General features: G+C 65.2%; 17 protein-coding genes. 13 read left to right on the forward strand and 4 right to left on the reverse strand.

Annotated features, from left to right (window positions below; translation table 11 throughout):
* Positions 1-7 precede the first annotated feature (7 nt).
* Together BXE_RS10765 and BXE_RS10770 are read left to right on the forward strand one after the other, a co-directional pair.
* Positions 8-922, forward strand: a complete 915-nt coding sequence (locus BXE_RS10765; RefSeq protein WP_011488324.1) for an SDR family oxidoreductase — start codon at positions 8-10, stop codon at positions 920-922.
* A gap of 86 nt (positions 923-1,008) precedes the next feature.
* Positions 1,009-1,974, forward strand: a complete 966-nt coding sequence (locus BXE_RS10770; RefSeq protein ID WP_011488325.1) for an alpha/beta hydrolase — start codon at positions 1,009-1,011, stop codon at positions 1,972-1,974.
* Positions 1,975-2,024: 50 nt separating this feature from the next.
* Here the strand turns inward: BXE_RS10770 and BXE_RS10775 are convergent, their stop codons facing one another.
* Both BXE_RS10775 and BXE_RS10780 read right to left on the reverse strand, forming a co-directional pair.
* On the reverse strand, positions 2,025-2,870 hold the full coding sequence (locus BXE_RS10775; protein WP_011488326.1) for an NRDE family protein: 846 nt from the start codon (positions 2,868-2,870) through the stop codon (positions 2,025-2,027).
* A gap of 89 nt (positions 2,871-2,959) precedes the next feature.
* A complete protein-coding gene (locus BXE_RS10780; protein ID WP_011488327.1) occupies positions 2,960-4,045 on the reverse strand; it encodes a YgfZ/GcvT domain-containing protein in 1,086 nt (361 codons plus the stop codon).
* A gap of 78 nt (positions 4,046-4,123) precedes the next feature.
* Here BXE_RS10780 and mltG point away from each other — a divergent pair, with 78 nt between their 5' ends.
* The 11 genes from mltG to BXE_RS10835 all read left to right on the forward strand — a co-directional run bounded on the left by mltG (position 4,124) and on the right by BXE_RS10835 (position 15,586).
* On the forward strand, positions 4,124-5,134 hold the full coding sequence (mltG, locus tag BXE_RS10785) for an endolytic transglycosylase MltG (protein WP_038458853.1): 1,011 nt from the start codon (positions 4,124-4,126) through the stop codon (positions 5,132-5,134).
* Positions 5,134-5,754, forward strand: a complete 621-nt coding sequence (gene tmk / locus BXE_RS10790) for a dTMP kinase (protein WP_011488329.1) — start codon at positions 5,134-5,136, stop codon at positions 5,752-5,754. Before mltG ends, tmk begins: the two co-directional genes overlap by 1 nt.
* Before the next feature lie 94 nt (positions 5,755-5,848).
* Positions 5,849-6,883, forward strand: a complete 1,035-nt coding sequence (locus BXE_RS10795) for a DNA polymerase III subunit delta' (RefSeq protein ID WP_011488330.1) — start codon at positions 5,849-5,851, stop codon at positions 6,881-6,883.
* Between the two features lie 111 nt (positions 6,884-6,994).
* Positions 6,995-7,525 (forward strand): GNAT family N-acetyltransferase, encoded by a 531-nt coding sequence (locus BXE_RS10800; RefSeq protein ID WP_011488331.1) that lies wholly within the window; start codon positions 6,995-6,997, stop codon positions 7,523-7,525.
* A gap of 34 nt (positions 7,526-7,559) precedes the next feature.
* Positions 7,560-8,351, forward strand: a complete 792-nt coding sequence (locus tag BXE_RS10805; protein WP_011488332.1) for a TatD family hydrolase — start codon at positions 7,560-7,562, stop codon at positions 8,349-8,351.
* A gap of 67 nt (positions 8,352-8,418) precedes the next feature.
* Entirely contained in the window at positions 8,419-9,156 is a 738-nt protein-coding gene (locus BXE_RS10810; RefSeq protein WP_085953590.1) for an ankyrin repeat domain-containing protein, read from the forward strand.
* A gap of 193 nt (positions 9,157-9,349) precedes the next feature.
* Positions 9,350-9,706: a Rap1a/Tai family immunity protein gene (locus BXE_RS10815; protein WP_007181973.1), complete on the forward strand. Its 357-nt coding sequence runs from the start codon at positions 9,350-9,352 to the stop codon at positions 9,704-9,706.
* Between the two features lie 391 nt (positions 9,707-10,097).
* A complete protein-coding gene (locus BXE_RS10820; protein ID WP_011488334.1) occupies positions 10,098-11,321 on the forward strand; it encodes a mechanosensitive ion channel family protein in 1,224 nt (407 codons plus the stop codon).
* A gap of 257 nt (positions 11,322-11,578) precedes the next feature.
* Complete coding sequence (otsA, locus tag BXE_RS10825; protein WP_011488335.1) at positions 11,579-12,991, forward strand: alpha,alpha-trehalose-phosphate synthase (UDP-forming); 1,413 nt, start codon at positions 11,579-11,581, stop codon at positions 12,989-12,991.
* Between the two features lie 115 nt (positions 12,992-13,106).
* A complete protein-coding gene (locus BXE_RS10830; protein ID WP_011488336.1) occupies positions 13,107-14,288 on the forward strand; it encodes an AAA family ATPase in 1,182 nt (393 codons plus the stop codon).
* 230 nt (positions 14,289-14,518) lie between these two features.
* Positions 14,519-15,586, forward strand: a complete 1,068-nt coding sequence (locus BXE_RS10835) for a glycosyltransferase family 4 protein (RefSeq protein ID WP_011488337.1) — start codon at positions 14,519-14,521, stop codon at positions 15,584-15,586.
* Positions 15,587-15,876: 290 nt separating this feature from the next.
* Here the strand turns inward: BXE_RS10835 and BXE_RS10840 are convergent, their stop codons facing one another.
* Positions 15,877-16,464 carry a BPSL1445 family SYLF domain-containing lipoprotein gene (locus tag BXE_RS10840; protein ID WP_007181968.1) on the reverse strand — a complete coding sequence of 196 codons (588 nt, stop codon included), beginning with the start codon at positions 16,462-16,464 and terminating at the stop codon, positions 15,877-15,879.
* A 379-nt stretch (positions 16,465-16,843) separates the two neighbouring features.
* Positions 16,844-17,293: a hypothetical protein gene (locus BXE_RS10845; RefSeq protein WP_011488338.1), complete on the reverse strand. Its 450-nt coding sequence runs from the start codon at positions 17,291-17,293 to the stop codon at positions 16,844-16,846.
* Positions 17,294-17,358: the final 65 nt, after the last annotated feature.

Here is a 17,358-nt window from a genome sequence, read left to right on the forward strand (position 1 = left end):
GAACCACATGACGTTCGAGTTCGCAGGCAAGGTGGCGGTGATCACCGGAGCGGCCAGCGGTTTCGGCCGCGCGTTTGCGCAGAAGGGTGCGTCGCTCGGCATGAAGCTGGTGCTGGCCGACGTGAATCCCGGCGCGCTCGCGCAAACCGTCGAAGCGTTGCGCGCCGGCGGCGCCGAAGCGATCGGCGTGCCGACCGACGTCGCCAGCGCGGCGCAGGTCGAAGCGCTCGCGCAAGCGGCGCTCGCTGCCTACGGCAAGGTGCATCTGCTGTTCAACAACGCGGGCGTGGGCGCGGGCGGCTTCCTGTGGGAAAGCTCGGCGAACGACTGGTCGTGGGTATTCGGCGTGAACGTGATGGGCGTCGCGCACGGCGTGCGGGTGTTCACACCGATCATGCTGGCGCAGAACGAGCCGGCGCATATCGTCAACACGGCATCGGTCGCGGGTTTGTTGTCGCCGCCCGCAATGGGTATCTACAACGCGTCGAAGCACGCCGTGGTGTCGCTCACCGAAACGCTGTATCACGACCTGCAACTGGCCCAGGCGGCCCAGTCGGCCCAGGCCGCCCAGGCGGAAACGGCCGGCGCGCAGGTCGGCTGTTCGCTGCTGTGCCCGGCCTTTGTGCCGACCGGCATCGCCGATGCGGAACGCGCGCGGCCCGCGGACCTGCGCAACGACAGCCGGCCGACCCGCTCGCAGATCGCCGCGGGCAAGCAATTGCAGCGCGCGGTGCAGTCAGGCAAGCTGAGTGCCGACGATGTCGCCGGCATCACCTTCGAAGCGATCGCGGCGCGGCGTTTCTACGTCGTCACGCATCCGGGCATCATGGCGACGGTGAAGTTGCGCCATGAAGACATCGAGCAGTTGCGCAATCCCACCGATCCGATGTCGCTGAAGCCGGAAGTGAAGGGCGCCGGCTAGGCGAAGCGCTCATCGCAACGCCGGCGCCGCCGACACCGCGGCGCTGTTTTTCAAACCTTCGGCGCTCACGCGCTATCAGACGGACCATGCCGCTGAATCCCAAGATCGAGCAGGTGCTCGACATGATCGAGCGGGCCAGGCGCCCGAAGTTCCATGAAATGACCGCGCAAGACGCGCGGGCCTCGTACGAAAAAAGCGCGCCGATCCTGGAGATCGCCAGCGCGCCGATGTTCGCGATCGAAGATCTGCGGATCCCGACACGCGACGGCGCGACGATTCGCGCGCGTCTTTACCATCCGGTCGAGCCGGGCTGGGCGGAGCCCGCGCCGGCGCTGGTGTACTACCACGGCGGCGGCTTCACGGTGGGCAGCGTGAATACGCACGATGCGCTGTGCCGGATGTTCGCGCGCGACGGCAAGTGCACGGTGTTGTCGGTGGATTACCGACTCGCACCGGAATACAAGTTTCCCACTGCCGTCGAAGACGCTTTCGACGCATTGACCTGGCTGCACGCGCACGCCGCCGAATACGGCGTGGACGCGAGCCGGATCGCGGTGGGCGGCGATAGCGCGGGCGGTACGTTGGCCACGGTCTGCGCGGTGCTCGCACGCGAGCACGGCATCGAACCCGTGCTGCAATTGCTGATCTACCCGGGCACGACCGGCCATCAGCAAACCGATTCGCACTCGCGCTTCGCCAACGGGTTTCTGTTGTCGGGCGACACGATTCAATGGTTCTTCGAGCACTACGTGCGCGACAGAAGCGACCGTGACGACTGGCGTTTCGCGCCGCTCGACGGCCGGCACGGCGCGCCCGATTTCCGCGGCGTTGCGCCCGCATGGATTGCCACAGCCGAATACGATCCCCTGAGCGACGAGGGCGACGCCTACGCGGAGAAATTGCGCGCGCTGGGCAACCGGGTCACGCTCAAACGCTATCCGGGCATGATCCACGAGTTCTTCAAGATGGGTGGCTTCGTGCCGGAGGTCGGCGAGGCGCATGCGGACGCCGCGGCGGCATTGCGCGCGGCGTTCGGGGTCGATGCGCACTAGGCGCGCCTCGCCGGGCGGCGGCCAATGGCCAGCGAGCCGCCGCGCAACCGTCACACCCTCTCGCGTTCGATATTGAAAGCGAAGCTGCGCTCGAAATCGCCGGGCCGCGCGATCCGATGCGAGCCGTTGTCGTCGCTGCGTTCGGCGACGGCCACGTTGATCACTTCGCCATGCACGGCGACGCGCAACGCAGTGGTCCCGCGAGTGCCGTAGTCAGGCGTTTCGATGAACGCAGCCGATAGCGCCCGTTCGCGTTCGAGCGGAATGCCGGTGGACGGCAGTTCGTCGTCGCGCGCGAGACGCGGATCGCGCATCAGTTCGATCAGGCGTTCGAGCGGCGGCATTGCGGTACGTGCGAGCAGCGTGCCCAGTTCGGCGCGCTTTTTCACCAGCTTCGGCCACGCGGTGTCGAGCACCGCGTTCGAGATGCCGTGCGTGCCCGCTGCGAGCAGCGTAGGCGCGCGGTCGGAGCGGTTGCAGTACCAGGCGAGTTCGCGGCGCGTCCAGTCGCCCACCAGCAGATTGAAACCGTTGTAGATGTCGCCGGTTTGCGCGACATGCTGCAGATACGCGAGCGGCGTAGCGTGCGGGCTGCCGTTCGAATCGCGCGTGGCGCTGGTCAGCCAGTCGCTGACGAGCGTGCCGCGAGTGGGCGCGTCGGCGCGCATTTCGTGCGGCGCGCGGTAATTGGTCAGCGCGGCGAAGCGGCCGTCGCGCGACGAGCCGAGCCACGTGCCGCCGCCTTGCAGATCGCGCCCGGCCAGCACCGTTGGCGCGTCATGCCACCAGCTGACCGGTTCGGCCGTGCGGCGAAAGAATTCGTCGCGATTCGCGGCGAGCGTGAAGAGCGGGCCGTCGACCGCGTCGGGTCGCCAGTCGAAGACGATCAGGCACATCGGGGGGCGTCTCCCGGTGGAGGCGTTGCAGTTGAAAAGGCCAGTAAAAAGCGGCGCCTGATTGCGCCGCCTTGTACCCTGCGAGAAGTTCAGACTTCGGTGGGCAGCCCGTAGGGCAGCGCGAGAAACCGCAGCGCCGGGCCGGTTGCCGCACCCAGATGCACCGAGCCGTTCTCCAGCGCCGCGAGCTTGATCTCGACCAGCACATCGACGCCGCCTTCCGGCGCCGATGCCGCGTTCACCACCATGCCGCATGGCTGGCCCGGATCGTCCGAATGGAACAGTTCCGCGCCGGCGCGCACCGTGTCGGGCTCGCCCGCCACGGTGGCGAGCGAGGTGCGCCGCTTGATCGTGCCGCGATACTGGCTGCGTGCCACCACCTCCTGGCCGGGATAGCAGCCCTTGCGGAAATTCACCGCGCCGAGCACGTCGAAATTGACCATTTGCGGCACGAACTGCTCGACCACCGGCTGGGTGATGCGCGGTTCGCCCGCGCGAATGTCGAGCCAGTCCCACACCGCCGGCGACACGCGTTTGAGCGTCTCGTCCAGCAAGGCAAGCTGCGACTCGATCTGCGCCTTCGGGCCGACCCACAGATAGCGCAGGCGCCCGAGCGCATCCGGCACGCGAATCAGCGAGCCCGCCGCGCCGTCCACCTTCACATGCACGCCGTCCGGCAGTGCGTCGAATACGCCCGAGAGCGCCTTGCGCACGTCGCCGGCCAGACCGATCACCGCCAGCTCGCCGCTTGCGTCCGTGAGTTTGGCCTTGGCGCGCAGCACGAACATGGACAGCCGCTTCTGCACGGCGGCCTGCACGTCTTTCGACACCAGCAGGCGGATCGTGTCGCCGCTGCGCCAGGTCAGGAACGATGCCAGCAGGCGCCCCTTGGCCGAGCAGTAGCCGGCCAGACGCGCGCTGGCCGCGTCGAGGTGCTGGGTGTCGTTGGTCAACTGGCCATGCAGGAAGCTTGCGGCGTCGTCGCCGGTGGCGTCGATCACGCCGAACTGCGTGAGCGGCATGTACGCGCCGTGCGCAACGACCGCGTCGAATTCATCGGCGCCGGGGCGCGGCAGAGTGGGCAGACCAGCCGGCGCGGCGGCAATCGCCGCGGGAGCCGTGCCTGACGGAGAGCCGGTAGGAGTGCCTGAAGCGGTAGCGAGCGGTGTGTTCATGGATTCCGGGAACAGTCAATTCTGACTTTGGCTAAGGCAAACAAGTATTATATGCAGTCCAACCTTGCCACGTTTCGCATGTCCCTGTTCAAGAAATGTTTCATTGCCGGCTCACTCGTCGTCGTGCTGGCCGCAGCCGCAATTGCTGGCGGATACCACTGGGCCACCAGCCCGCTCGAACTGACCCCGGCGCAACTGGATGTCACCGTCAAGCCGCATAGCAGCTTGCGCAGCGTCACGCTGCAACTCAATCGCGGCGGCGTGCCCGTCGAGCCTGAACTGTTTGTCCTGATGACGCGGTTGCTGGGGCTGCAAAGCGCGCTGAAATCGGGCAACTACGAGTTCAAGACGGGTGTGACGCCTTACGAGGTGCTGCAGAAAATCGCTCGCGGCGACGTCAACGAATACGTGGCGACCATTATCGAAGGCTGGACCTTCAAGCGCATGCGCGCCGAGCTGGATGCCAATCCGGCGCTCAAACACGACACGGCCGGCATGAGCGACACGGATCTGATGAACGCGATCAATGCACCGGAAGCGCCGATCGGCAATGGCGAAGGGCTGTTTTTTCCGGACACGTACCTGTTCGACAAGAACACCAGTGATCTCGACGTGTACCGCCGCGCCTACCGCCTGATGCGCGTGCGTCTGGACGAAGCGTGGATGGCGCGCGCGCCGAACCTGCCGTACAGAACGCCGTACGACGCGTTGACGATGGCGTCGATCATCGAAAAGGAAACCGGCAAGACGTCGGACCGGCCGATGGTGGCGGCGGTGTTCGCGAACCGGCTGCGCGTGGGCATGCCGCTGCAAACCGATCCCACCGTGATCTATGGCATGGGCGACAGCTACGCCGGCCGTATCAGAAAAAAAGACCTGCAGACTGACACTCCCTACAATACCTACACCCGGATGGGACTGCCGCCAACGCCCATCTCGCTGCCCAGTGTGGCGTCGCTGCAGGCGGCGCTGAATCCGGCGCAAACTACCGCGCTGTACTTCGTTTCGCGCGGCGACGGCAGCAGTATCTTTTCCGACACCCTCGGCGATCACAACAAGGCCGTGGACAAATACATTCGAGGGCAATGATGGCGCGGGGCAAATTCATCACGTTTGAGGGCATCGACGGGGCGGGCAAGACAACCCACCTCAGCTGGTTTCGGGAGCGCCTCGAACAGAAAGTCGCGAGCACCGGGCGCTCGGTCGTCATGACGCGCGAACCGGGCGGCACGCCGCTCGGCGAGCAGATTCGCGAAATCGTGCTGCATCAGAAAATGGACCTCGAAACCGAGGCGCTGCTGATGTTCGCGCTGCGCCGCCAGCATCTGGCCGAAGTGATCGAGCCGGCGCTCGCGCGCGGCGACTGGGTGCTGTCGGACCGTTTCACCGACGCGACCTTCGCCTATCAGGGCGGCGGCCGCGGACTGCCGCGCGACAAGCTGGAAACCCTGGAGCGCTGGGTGCAGGGCGGCTTTCAACCGGACCTGACGGTGCTGTTCGACCTCGATCCCGAGGTCGCCAGCGAGCGGCGCAGCGCGGCGCGCGACCCGGATCGTTTCGAGAGCGAATCGGAGGCGTTCTTCAGCCGTACCCGCGCCGAATATCTGCGCCGTGCCGAAGAAGCGCCGTACCGGTTCGCTATCATTGACTCCGCGCAGAGCATCGCGCAGATTCAGAGGCGACTTGAAGAATTGATTGCAATTCTTTGATTTTAAAAGAATATAATTCTGGTTTATAACGGTTTGAAGAGTTCTTGCTATATCTCGGATAACGTCTTCAACCGATTGATTTTAAAGAGAAACGATGATTTATCCGTGGCAAGCCGATGACTGGAACCGCCTGCAGCAGCTGCGCGGCCACTGGCCTCACGCCTTGTTGCTGCACGGACAGGCGGGCATCGGCAAGCTGCGCTTCGCGCAGCACCTCGCGCAAGGCCTGCTGTGCGAGGCCCAGCAGGCCAACGGCGAGCCGTGCGGCGCGTGCGTGGCCTGCAACTGGTTCGCGCAAGGCAATCACCCGGATTACCGGATCATCGTGCCCGAGGCGCTGGCCGCCGAAGCCGGCCTCAACAATGCCGCGGACGAAAAAGCCGACAAGGCCGACGCCGACGAAGGCAAAAAGACCCGCACGCCCAGCAAGGAAATCAAGATCGAGCAGATTCGCGGCTTGCTCGACTTCGTCGGCGTGGGTTCGCACCGCGGCGGCGCGCGCGTGGTCGTGCTGTATCCGGCGGAGGCGCTGAATATCGCCGCGGCCAACGCGCTTCTGAAGACGCTCGAAGAACCGCCGGCGGGCGTCGTGTTCCTGATGGTGTCGGCGCGTATCGACCGTCTTCTGCCAACCATCATCAGCCGCTGCCGCCAATGGCCGATGACCATGCCCGCGCCGGACGTGGCAACCCGGTGGCTTGCCGCGCAAGGCGTGGCCGAAGCGTCCGCGCTGCTCGCCGAAGCCGGCGGCGCGCCGCTCACGGCGCTCGCGCTCGCCAGCGACGAAAATCGCGCGCTGCGCGACTGGACGCTGAAACAGCTCGCCGCCGGCCCCGACTGCGACGCCTTCGCCTGCGGGGAGGCGCTGCAGAAGCTGCCCGTACCGCTGGTGCTAGGCTGGCTGCAACGCTGGATGTACGATCTGCTGGCGCAGCGCACGGCGGGCGCGCCGCGTTATTTTCCGCAGGCGTCCGCGGCGTTGACGCGCTGTGCGTCGCAAGCCGACGCTAGCGCGTTCGCGCGTTTCATGCGCACCGTGACGCGCCAGCGCGCCGTCGAAAACCATCCGCTGAATGCGCGGCTGGTGTTCGAGGAACTGTTTATCGGCTACCGCGATCTGTTCGCTTAAACCGCCTTAAGCTGCTTTAGGCCGCATCTACGGGGCACGCGGCGGCGGCCGGCGCCGGGTTCATCCTCCTGTTCGTCCTGTATTGGCCTTCCATCTCACGTTCAACGCACCATGAGCCTTTTCTACCGCGATGCCACGCTCGACGATCTGCCCGCCATCGTCGCCATTTACAACTCGACGGTGCCGTCGCGGCAAGTCACCGCGGATCTCGAGCCGGTCAGCGTCGAAAGCCGGCTGGCCTGGTTTCACGCGCACGGACCGCAAAAGCGCCCGTTGTGGGTCGTGGAAGACCCGCAACAGCCCGGCCGCGTGATCGCGTGGCTGAGCTTTTCGGATTTCTATGGCCGTCCGGCCTATCTGCGCACCGCGGAAGTCAGCATTTATCTCGACGAAAGCGCGCGTGGCCGCGGCCTCGGCAGGCAGTTGCTGGCGGCTTCGCTGGCAGCGGCGCCGGCGCTCGGCATCGATACCGTGCTCGGCTTCATCTTCGGCCACAATGAGGCGAGCTTGCGCCTGTTCCGCGGCTTCGGCTTCGACACGTGGGGCTCGCTGCCGCGCGTGGCCGTGCTGGACGGCGTGGAGCGCGACCTGGTGATTCTCGGCAAGCGCCTGGACGTCACCGGCAGCACCGCAGCCGCCTGATTCATCTCGAGCCAGCCCTACGCAGGACATCACCATGTTTGTCGATTCGCATTGCCATATCAACTTCGAAGGACTCGCCGAGCGCTTGCCGCAGGTGCTCGAAAACATGCGCAGCCATTCGGTCACGCATGCGCTGTGCGTGTCCGTCGATCTGGAGACGCTGCCTGCCGTGCTGGATATCGCCAGCCGGTACGAGAACGTGTACGCGTCGGTCGGCGTGCATCCGGATCACGAGCACATGCGCGAGCCGAGCGTCGCCGAACTGGTCGAACTGGCCGCGCATCCCAAGGTGGTCGCGATCGGCGAGACCGGTCTCGACTACTACCGGCTGGAAGGCCGCACGATCGCCGACATGGAATGGCAGCGCGAGCGCTTTCGCAACCATATCCGGGCGGCGCATGCCACGCACAAGCCGCTGATCATCCATACGCGTTCGTCGTCGGCAGACACGCTGCGCATCATGGCCGAGGAGCGCGCGAGCGAGCCGGGCGGCGTGATGCATTGCTTCACCGAACCGTGGCCGGTCGCCGAACAGGCGCTGGCGCAGAATTTTTACATCTCGCTGTCGGGCATCGTCACATTCAAAAGCGCGACCGACGTGCAGGACGTCGCGCGCCGCGTGCCGCTCGAGCGTTTGCTGATCGAAACCGACTCGCCGTACCTCGCGCCCGTGCCGTATCGCGGCAAGCCTAATGAACCTGCCTACGTAAGTTATGTCGGACGGTTCATCGCGCAGCAACGCGAGATGCCCGAAGCGGCGCTGGCCGCCGCGACCACGCAGAACTTCTTCCGCCTTTTCAAGATCCCGGCGCCCACTGGCGCGTGAGACGTAAAGTCGATAAATATCAAAAGGATAGGGACGTTTCCTAAAGTTAAATATGAGAGAAATTTCGATGTCGGATACCGTACTCCAAGACACGTCGGCAGCGAACGTAGCGGCGCATGGCGCGCTGGCTTCGGCGCGGCGCGGCGCTTCGCGCCTCGCTTTCGCGGCTTCGCTGGCCTGTGCCGCGCTGACTTCGCTGGCGGTGTCGCCGGCCCAGGCTGCGCCGATCGATTCGCTGATCAAATCGGTCAAGTTCGACGACGTCGACGGCGTCAACAAGCTGCTCGCCAAGGGCATGGACCCCAATAGCGTGGATAACCAGGGCATGCCGCTGCTGGTGCTGGCCGCGCGCGAGAAATCGGACAAGGTCGGCGCCGCGTTGCTCGCCAATCCGAAGACCAACATCGAGATTCAGGACAAAGCCGGCGAGAACGCGATGATGATGGCCGCGCTGAACGGCGACCTCGACTTCGTCAACCAGCTGATCGCGAAAGACGCCGAGGTCAACAAGAAGGGCTGGGCACCGCTGCACTACGCGGCGGCGAACGGCAACGACGACATCGTCAAGGTGCTGCTCGACCATTCGGCCTACGTCGACGCCGGCTCGCCGAACGGCACCACGCCGCTGATGATGGCCGCGCGTGGCGGCCACGTTTCGACCGTGAAGCTGTTGCTCGACAACGGCGCGGACCTGACCGTGAAGAACCAGATCGGCATGACGGCGCTCGATTTCGCCAAGACCTACAAGGAGCCGGACGTGGTCGAAGGGCTGACGGCGCGGTTGCAGCAGATGCAACAGAAATAATATGCATGGTGGCGCGGGTAGCCGGTCTGCGGGCCGCCGTGCCGCCGCGCTAAAAAAGTGCCGGAAGATAGCGGCGGCGCGCACGCTTGCGCTTCGCAAAACAGTGCAGAATGACGACTTTGGCGCGCCACGTGGGCGCGCCCTTTGGATGCGGCGAAAGACCGCCTGATAAACGACCCTGGAAAGGAACACCATGCTGCGGGCTTTGATTTTCGCCAGCGCGTTTGCCGTACCGCTATCGGCAGCCGCGTTTACGGGAGGCGACCTCAACAAGCTGTGCACCAAGACGGACGTGGCATCGCGAAGCGCGTGTGCCGCCTATATCGAAGGCGCCGCCGACGGCATCTTCAACACCATCGACGCGATCGGCGGCACGACCGGTCCGCGCGTCGGCCAGTACTTCTGCTTGCCGCAGGACGCGCGCTCGGCGCAATTGACCGACGCGGTGCGCAAGTACATTGCGGAGAATCCGAACGTTGCGGGCTACAACGCCAGCACGGCGATTTCGCTGGGGCTCGGCAAGGCGTTTCCCTGCAAGAGCGGCAGCTGAATTGAATGGCGGCTGATGTGATGTCGCGCGCGCCCGAAGCGGACGCGTTAGGTGGTTCGGCTCATCCCATGAGTGGCTTTCGGTTTTTTAGGCAGGACCTTTGCGGCGGGTTCCTCCAACCCATCTGAAACCTGGTCTGAGCTCCGGCTGTCCACTTGCAGAGGCGGCCGGCCAGGACACCTTTCCCGGATCGCGCCGAAGAACAATCTAAGATGTCAGTAAGCAGGCTGCAACGGCGCGCAGTCGTCCGGTTCGCGCTTGCTTCATCGTCGCGTCACGACCGGAGCTTTTGAAGCGGCCCGATGCGTCGCGCAACACGCTGCCGCATTCGAGGTCTCACGATTCCGCGCCGGTTCTGTTCACCCCTCAAGCCAGGAGGACGATCCCCTTGATGCCTACTCTCGACGACCTCAGCCGTATCGCCGAAGCGCCGTTGCATACGTGGCTCGGCGCGTTGATCGTCTCGGTGATCGCGGTGCTGCTGGCCGTGGGCATCCATCGGATCGGCGCGCGGATGGCGGCGCGGTTCGCGCGGCCTTACCCGCTCACCAGCGTGGTGCTGCGCTACATCGACAAGCCGTCGCTCTTCGTGCTCGTGATCCTCGCGCTGGAAGCGGTATGGTGGGAAGCGCCCGACACGCTGACCTTCATCACGCCGCTGCGCGACGCCGCCGCGATCGGGCTGATCGGTGCGATCACGTGGCTCTCGGTGCGCTCGGCGGCGGCAATCGGCGAGGCGATCATTCAGGCCCATCCGCTCGATACCGCCGACAACCTGCAGGCGCGCCGCATCCATACGCAGGCGCGCGTGCTGGCGCGTTCGGTGATGTTCGTGATCGTGATCGTCGGCGTGGGCGGCGCGTTGATGACGTTTCCCAATGTCCGGCAGATCGGCGCGAGCCTGCTGGCGTCGGCGGGCGTGGCCGGCCTCGTCGCCGGTATCGCCGCGCGGCCGGTGCTCGGCAACCTGATCGCCGGCTTGCAGATCGCGCTGTCGCAGCCGATCCGTCTGGACGACGTTGTCGTGATTCAGGGCGAGTGGGGGCGTATAGAGGAAATCACCGGCACGTATGTGTCGGTGCGTCTGTGGGATCAGCGGCGGCTGATCGTGCCGCTACAGTGGTTCATCGAGAATCCGTTTTCCAACTGGACCCGCAGCAGTTCGCAGATCATCGGCACGGTGTTTCTGTACGTCGATTACCGGATGCCGCTCGCGCCGTTGCGCGAGGAACTCGCGCGCATCGTCGAGGACGCGCCGGAGTGGGACCGCCGCGTGCAGGTGCTACAGGTCACCGACGGCACCGAGCGCTCGATGCAATTGCGCGCCCTCGTCAGTTCGCTCGATTCCGGCCTGAACTGGGATTTGCGCTGCCGGGTGCGCGAGGGACTGCTCGACTTCATACAGAAGCACTATCCGCAGTATCTGCCGCGGGCGCGCGCGGAAGTGTCGGCGGAACTCGAAACCGGCAAGGGCGCACCGCTCGACTGGGTGCCGCGCGGCACGCAGACGCCGGCCGGCAGCACCGCCGCGCATACCGAGGCCGATCCAGTAGCAAGCCGCGCGGGCCGGGCACCGGCGGCCGATGTACCGCAGCCTGTGAAGGAAAAAGTCTGACGGCGGGTTTGATACCCGGTTTAACAGCGGTCCGGCGGTGGGTTCGACGGCGCAAGCGCCATACTGTGGCGCACAGGCGCCGATGAATGCAACTGATCGGGCACCAAAGCGGTCGAACCGTCCACTCACTCACGAAGCCGGCGCGGCATCGTGTGCTTCAGGGTGGCTCGGGTTCCGTCGCGCGATTGCGCGGGACGCCGCCGGGACCTGATGCAACGCACCCGCGCGCGCCGCGCGAACCAAGGAGGACATGCAACATGGGGCGATTGATCGTCGTGTCGAATCGCGTCGCAACGCCGACGGAAACCAAGGGATCGGCCGGCGGCCTCGCGGTCGGCGTATTCGGCGCGCTGAAGGATGCCGGAGGCGTGTGGTTCGGCTGGAGCGGCGACGTGGTCAGCGAGACCGTCGCGAACGCCGGTCCGACGCTGGAGCAGGACGGCGCGGTGACCTTCGCGACCGTAGGGCTCACGCGCAAGGATTACGACCAGTACTATCGCGGCTTTTCGAACGCGACATTGTGGCCGGTGTTCCACTACCGCAACGACCTCGCGCGCTACGAGCGCGAGGAATACACGGGCTACCGGCGCGTCAACGCGTGGCTCGCGCACAAGCTGATCAAGCTGCTCGAACCCGACGACGTGATCTGGATTCACGACTACCACCTGATCCCGTTCGCCGAGGCGCTGCGCAACGAGGGTGTCACGAACCGCATCGGCTTCTTCCTGCACATTCCGTTTCCCGCGCCGCAGATCCTGCTCAACATTCCGCCGCACGAGGAACTGGTGAAGTCGCTGTCGTGCTACGACCTGCTGGGCTTCCAGACCGCCACCGACGAACTCGCGTTCAAGGATTACGTCACGCGCCACGCGCGCGGCACGGTGAGTGCGGACGGTCTCGTCGAAGCGTTCGGCCGCAAGCTGCGCACCGGCGTCTACCGGATCGGCGTGTTCCCCGACGAAATCGCCGAGCAGGCGAAGCGCTACGAAAGCCGTCAGCACGTGCTCGACCTGAAGCAGAGCCTGGAAGGGCGCAAGCTGATCATGAGCGTCGACCGGCTGGACTATTCGAAGGGACTGGTCGAGCGGTTCCGGGCCTTCGAGCATCTGCTGGAGCGCTCGCCGGAATGGCGCGGCAACGTCACGCTGGTGCAGATCGCGCCGCCCACCCGTTCGGACGTCGCCACCTATCAGAAGATTCGCCAGGATCTGGAGTACGAAGCGGGGCGCATCAATGGCCGCTACTCGGGTCTCGACTACACGCCGATCCGCTATCTGAATCAGCAGTACGACCGCTGGAAGCTGATGTCGCTGTTTCGCGAATCGCAGATCGGTTTCGTCACGCCGCTGCACGACGGTATGAATCTGGTCGCGAAGGAATACGTCGCCGCGCAGAATCCCGACGATCCCGGCGTGCTGGTGCTGTCGATTTTCGCGGGTGCGGCGGCGGAGCTGAGCGGCGCGCTGCTCGTCAATCCACATGATGCGATCGGCATGTGCGAAGCCTTGCAGCGCGCGTTGCAGATGCCGCTCGACGCACGTCAGCGGCGCCATGAAATCAACATGGCCGCGCTGCGCAAGAACGATCTCGGCGTGTGGCGCGACACGTTCCTGCACGATCTGCGCAGCGTGCCGGTGCAGCAGCCAGGCAAGGGTGGCGGGCATAACTGATGGGGCGTCGTGACCCATACCTGGCGTGTTCGTCGCGCGGGCGATTCGCCGCGTGCGGGTGCGTAGCGGAATTACGGAACACGCGCGCGTGCGTGACTGAATGGCGGGTGGCCGCATGCTGACCACGCTGGCTGTCGCGGGTTACCGCTCGCTGCGCGAGCTGATCGTGCCGCTCGGCCGCCTGAACGTGATTACGGGCGCCAATGGCAGCGGCAAGTCGAGCGTGTACCGTTCGCTGCGTTTGCTGGCGGAGACCGCGCGCGGCGGCGTGATTACCTCATTGGCGCGTGAAGGCGGCTTGCCGTCCACGTTATGGGCCGGTCCCGAACGCTTTTCGCGCGCCGTGCTGGCCGGCGAGTTTCCGGTGGAGGGTACGCGGCGCAAAGAGCCCGTGAGCCTGCGGCTCGGCTTTGCCGGCGATCAGTTCGGCTACGCGATCGATCTGGGTCTGCCTGCGCCGGAGCGGCCGCCGCCTCCCATGCCGAGCAAGTTCCTGCTCGATCCGATCATCAAACGCGAGTGCATCTGGAGCGGCCCCGTGCTGCGGCCGTCGGCGTTGCTGGTGGACCGGCACGGCCCGGCGCTGCGCACGCGCGACGAGCACGGCGACTGGCAAACCATTCCGCAACCCGTCGCCAGTTTCGACAGCATGATGACGGAGTTCTCCGATCCACGCACCGCGCCCGAGATGGTCACGGTGCGCGAGCAGATCCGCTCGTGGCGTTTCTACGACCATTTCCGCACCGACGCCGAAGCGGCCGCGCGTCTGCCGCAGATCGGCACGCACACGCCGGTGCTCGCGAACGACGGCGCGGACCTCGCCGCGGCCTTGCAAACCATCCGCGAGATCGGCGACCCGGCCGCACTCGACGCCGCCATCGACGACGCCTTTCCGGGTTCGAGCCTCGACGTCACGACACAGGACGGCCGCTTCGAAGTGGTGATGCAGCAGCATGGCCTGCTGCGGCCGCTGAAGGGCGCGGAACTGTCGGACGGCACCTTGCGCTATCTGCTGCTGGTCGCCGCCTTGCTCACGCCGCGGCCGCCGGAGCTTCTCGTGCTGAACGAGCCTGAAACGAGCCTGCATCCGGACCTGCTGCCGGCGCTCGCCCGCCTGATCGCGCGGGCGGCCGCACATTCGCAGGTGCTGGTGGTGTCGCACGCGGCGCGGCTGATCGCGGCGCTGGAACGGGAGGAGGCGAGCCAGTCGATCGTGCTGGAGAAGCATTTCGGCGCCACCCGTATCACCGACGAGGACGAGCGCGATCTGCCGCCCTGGAAATGGGCCGCCCGATAACCGCGGGACCGTTTCGGTGGCGAGTCGCATGTAAGCTGAATGTAACAGCGCCGAGAAAGTGCAAGATTGGGGGCTTTTTGTTGTCCCGTGGTGAATAATGCGTCGATGCCGGTCGTGCACCGCGCCGCAGCGCGGCCATTGCATCGATCGGAGGTAGTGGCGCTGTCCATACCCAGCGCCGCTGACGCGCACCGCCGCAGGCGCAAGCCGTCAGCTCACGGAGACAGAATATGAAGATTGCGCAGATCGCCCCTTTGACCGAATCGGTGCCGCCCAAGCTGTACGGCGGAACGGAGCGCGTCGTGTCGTACATCACCGAGGCGCTGGTCGATCTCGGCCATGACGTGACGCTGTTCGCGAGCGGCGACTCCGTGACCAACGCGAAACTCGAAGCCGTCTGGCCGCGCGCGCTGCGTCTCGATCCGGGCATTCGCGACCGCGTGGCGCCCCATATGCTGCTCATGGAACTGGTGCGCCGTCAGGCGGAGAATTTCGACGTCCTGCATTTCCACCTGGACTATTACTCGTTCTCGGTGTTCAAGCGCCAGGAAACGCCGTTTGTCACGACCATGCATGGCCGCCTCGATCTGCCCGAGCAGCAGCCGGTGTTCGACACCTTCAACACCGCGCCGGTGATCTCGATTTCGAACGCGCAGCGCCATCCGCTGCCGCAGGCCAGGTGGCTGACCACCGTGTATCACGGCCTGCCGGAGCAGCTTTATACGCCGCAGCCGGTCGAGCAGAAGTATCTTGCGTTTCTCGGCCGGATCTCGCCGGAAAAGCGGGTCGACACCGCGATCAGGATTGCGGGCCGCTGCGGCATGCCGATTCGCATCGCCGCCAAAGTGGATGCCGCCGATCGCGAGTATTTCGAACGCGACATCCGGCCGTTGCTCGATTTGCCGTACGTGGAGTTCATCGGCGAGATTGCGGATCATCAGAAGGCCGAATTCCTGTCCGGGGCGCACGCGTTGCTGTTTCCGATCGACTGGCCCGAGCCGTTCGGCCTCGTCATGATCGAAGCGATGGCATGCGGCACGCCGGTCATCGCGTTCAACCGCGGCTCGGTGCCGGAAGTGCTGGAAGACGGTGTGACGGGCTTTATCGTGGAAGACGAGATCGGCGCGGTGGCGGCGGTCAATCGCCTGCACAAGATGCCGCGAGCGGGCGTGCGGCAGCGCTTCGAGGAGCGTTTCACGTCGCACCGCATGGCTCAACAGTATGTGAACGCGTATCAGTCGGTGATTCGCGCGCAGAAGCGTTCGCGCTTCAAGGTGATCGACACGTCGGGAAGCTGAGCCGGAAAGATCTGGACAGCGAGCGTGGCGGGGTGAAAAAAGAGCGGCGATGCATTTGAGTGCATCGCCGTTTTTTTGTTGCTGCAGCATTCGGGACAATGGCGTCAGGCAGCGCGACCGGCTGCGCCGAGCCGCGAGCGGACCACAAAAGCTCACTGCCGCGGCGCCTGCCACATTGCTTGCGTTGCAAAGCGGGCTGCGCGGGATTGCGTCTGATCCGGCCACCGCTGCTCACGGAAACCCGGCGGATCAGACGCACACCCCGCAGTCCGGCGACCGGCGCGCGCGCCTTAGATCTTCAGACGCGTAACCTTGGTGCCTTGCAGCGATACATCGGCCATCAGGCCGGCATTGGTCAATACGAACACTTCGACCGGAGCCGTAGCCGTGGTGGTGTCGATCGCGCCGTTGGCGCCCATCTTCACCAGCGCGACGGAGGCGTCGCCGCCCGCCGACCAGCCGTCGGCATTGCGGAATTTGTCCAGTGCGTCCTGCGTCATGAACAGGAAGATGATCGCCTTCGACTGCGCACCTGCCTGCAGGCCGAACGAACCGGAAATCGTGCTGTAGTAACCGACCGTGCCGCCGCCGACCTTCAGCGAACCTTCGCCGTACTGACCGCCGACGATAAAGCCGACCTGAAGCACCGACGGGAAAACGAGGACGCCGCGCGCCTTCGAAACCAGTTCGCGCGAGCCCTGCACAGTCGTGAAAAGCCGCGACATCGTGCCTTCGACACTAGCGTCGATCGACTGGCGCTTGGATGAGTCGGTGGCAGGGGTGTCCGGGTTGCCTTTATTCGTCGTACAACCAGCCAGTGCAAGGCCTCCGAAAGCGAGCGCAGCGGTAGTCTTCAACATGAAGTTTCGTCTTTGCATCGTTTTTCTCCGTCATTGTTCCGGGGCGCAACCTCATCTGATGTTGCCGGGTTGCTTTTGAGTTATATCACACGCAAGCACAAATAGCGCGCTTCCTTGGCAGGCGAAAAGCCTTGTGCGGCGGGGGTTTCCGGCTAGTCTTAAGAGATCGTGCCGTAATTTTGACTGGTGCCGGCGAGCGCCCCGCGGGCTCGCGGGCCGCGCATCGGAACAGGCTTCCGGGAAATCGGGCCTGATTTGACCTCGCTCAAGGGGACTGAAGCGGCAGCGGCGCCAACAGTTCGTTTTTACCGATTTTCACGCGCCGCGGATCAGCGTTGTAATCAAAGTGAAAGTGTTGCGTCGATGCCGCAGATCGGCGCCTGGAGCGGGCGCGCCGTCATCCGTGATTCGCCGGGGTTTTGACCGGCGGCGGACGCCGCAGCACGCGGCGCAGCATGCCGATCAGCACACCAATCAGAAACAGCGTGACGGCCGGCACGACCCAGTAACCGACGAAGGCGTGCCACAGATAAGCCATCAGGGTAGTGCGGCGCACGCTGTATTCGTTGCGGGCGTCCTGCTGACGCGCCGCGTTGGCGGCCAGCACATCGGCCGGACAACCGGCGGCTCGCGCTTCGTCGGGATTGCCGTGACAGCGCGCAGGGGCGCCGGCCGCGCGTTGCGCGTCGGTGAAATTCCAGGTGGTCAGTGCGCGGTCGAGGTCGACGGCGTTGTACGCCATTTCCTCGCGGATCTCGCTCACCGCCACGATCGCCACGGGCACTGCCCAGAAAATCATGACGACCAGCCACCGCCTTAGCCAGCGGTTTTTATGCTTCGATACCATCCTTGCCTCCGTGGATGCTCTGCAGCTCCAACGACAAGATGGCGGCCCGTCTAATGTTGTATATG

Origin of the sequence: Paraburkholderia xenovorans LB400 (assembly GCF_000013645.1) — a bacterium.
In the GTDB taxonomy this organism is placed as follows: domain Bacteria; phylum Pseudomonadota; class Gammaproteobacteria; order Burkholderiales; family Burkholderiaceae; genus Paraburkholderia; species Paraburkholderia xenovorans.

Bases quoted from the DNA above. Each gene is read 5' to 3' on its own strand.
- BXE_RS10765 (WP_011488324.1), top strand. From the start codon at position 8: ATGACGTTCGAGTTCGCAGGCAAGGTGGCGGTGATCACCGGAGCGGCC.
- BXE_RS10770 (WP_011488325.1), top strand. From the start codon at position 1,009: ATGCCGCTGAATCCCAAGATCGAGCAGGTGCTCGACATGATCGAGCGG.
- BXE_RS10775 (WP_011488326.1), bottom strand. From the start codon at position 2,870: ATGTGCCTGATCGTCTTCGACTGGCGACCCGACGCGGTCGACGGCCCG.
- BXE_RS10780 (WP_011488327.1), bottom strand. From the start codon at position 4,045: ATGAACACACCGCTCGCTACCGCTTCAGGCACTCCTACCGGCTCTCCG.
- mltG (WP_038458853.1), top strand. From the start codon at position 4,124: ATGTCCCTGTTCAAGAAATGTTTCATTGCCGGCTCACTCGTCGTCGTG.
- tmk (WP_011488329.1), top strand. From the start codon at position 5,134: ATGGCGCGGGGCAAATTCATCACGTTTGAGGGCATCGACGGGGCGGGC.
- BXE_RS10795 (WP_011488330.1), top strand. From the start codon at position 5,849: ATGATTTATCCGTGGCAAGCCGATGACTGGAACCGCCTGCAGCAGCTG.
- BXE_RS10800 (WP_011488331.1), top strand. From the start codon at position 6,995: ATGAGCCTTTTCTACCGCGATGCCACGCTCGACGATCTGCCCGCCATC.
- BXE_RS10805 (WP_011488332.1), top strand. From the start codon at position 7,560: ATGTTTGTCGATTCGCATTGCCATATCAACTTCGAAGGACTCGCCGAG.
- BXE_RS10810 (WP_085953590.1), top strand. From the start codon at position 8,419: ATGTCGGATACCGTACTCCAAGACACGTCGGCAGCGAACGTAGCGGCG.
- BXE_RS10815 (WP_007181973.1), top strand. From the start codon at position 9,350: ATGCTGCGGGCTTTGATTTTCGCCAGCGCGTTTGCCGTACCGCTATCG.
- BXE_RS10820 (WP_011488334.1), top strand. From the start codon at position 10,098: ATGCCTACTCTCGACGACCTCAGCCGTATCGCCGAAGCGCCGTTGCAT.
- otsA (WP_011488335.1), top strand. From the start codon at position 11,579: ATGGGGCGATTGATCGTCGTGTCGAATCGCGTCGCAACGCCGACGGAA.
- BXE_RS10830 (WP_011488336.1), top strand. From the start codon at position 13,107: ATGCTGACCACGCTGGCTGTCGCGGGTTACCGCTCGCTGCGCGAGCTG.
- BXE_RS10835 (WP_011488337.1), top strand. From the start codon at position 14,519: ATGAAGATTGCGCAGATCGCCCCTTTGACCGAATCGGTGCCGCCCAAG.
- BXE_RS10840 (WP_007181968.1), bottom strand. From the start codon at position 16,464: ATGCAAAGACGAAACTTCATGTTGAAGACTACCGCTGCGCTCGCTTTC.
- BXE_RS10845 (WP_011488338.1), bottom strand. From the start codon at position 17,293: ATGGTATCGAAGCATAAAAACCGCTGGCTAAGGCGGTGGCTGGTCGTC.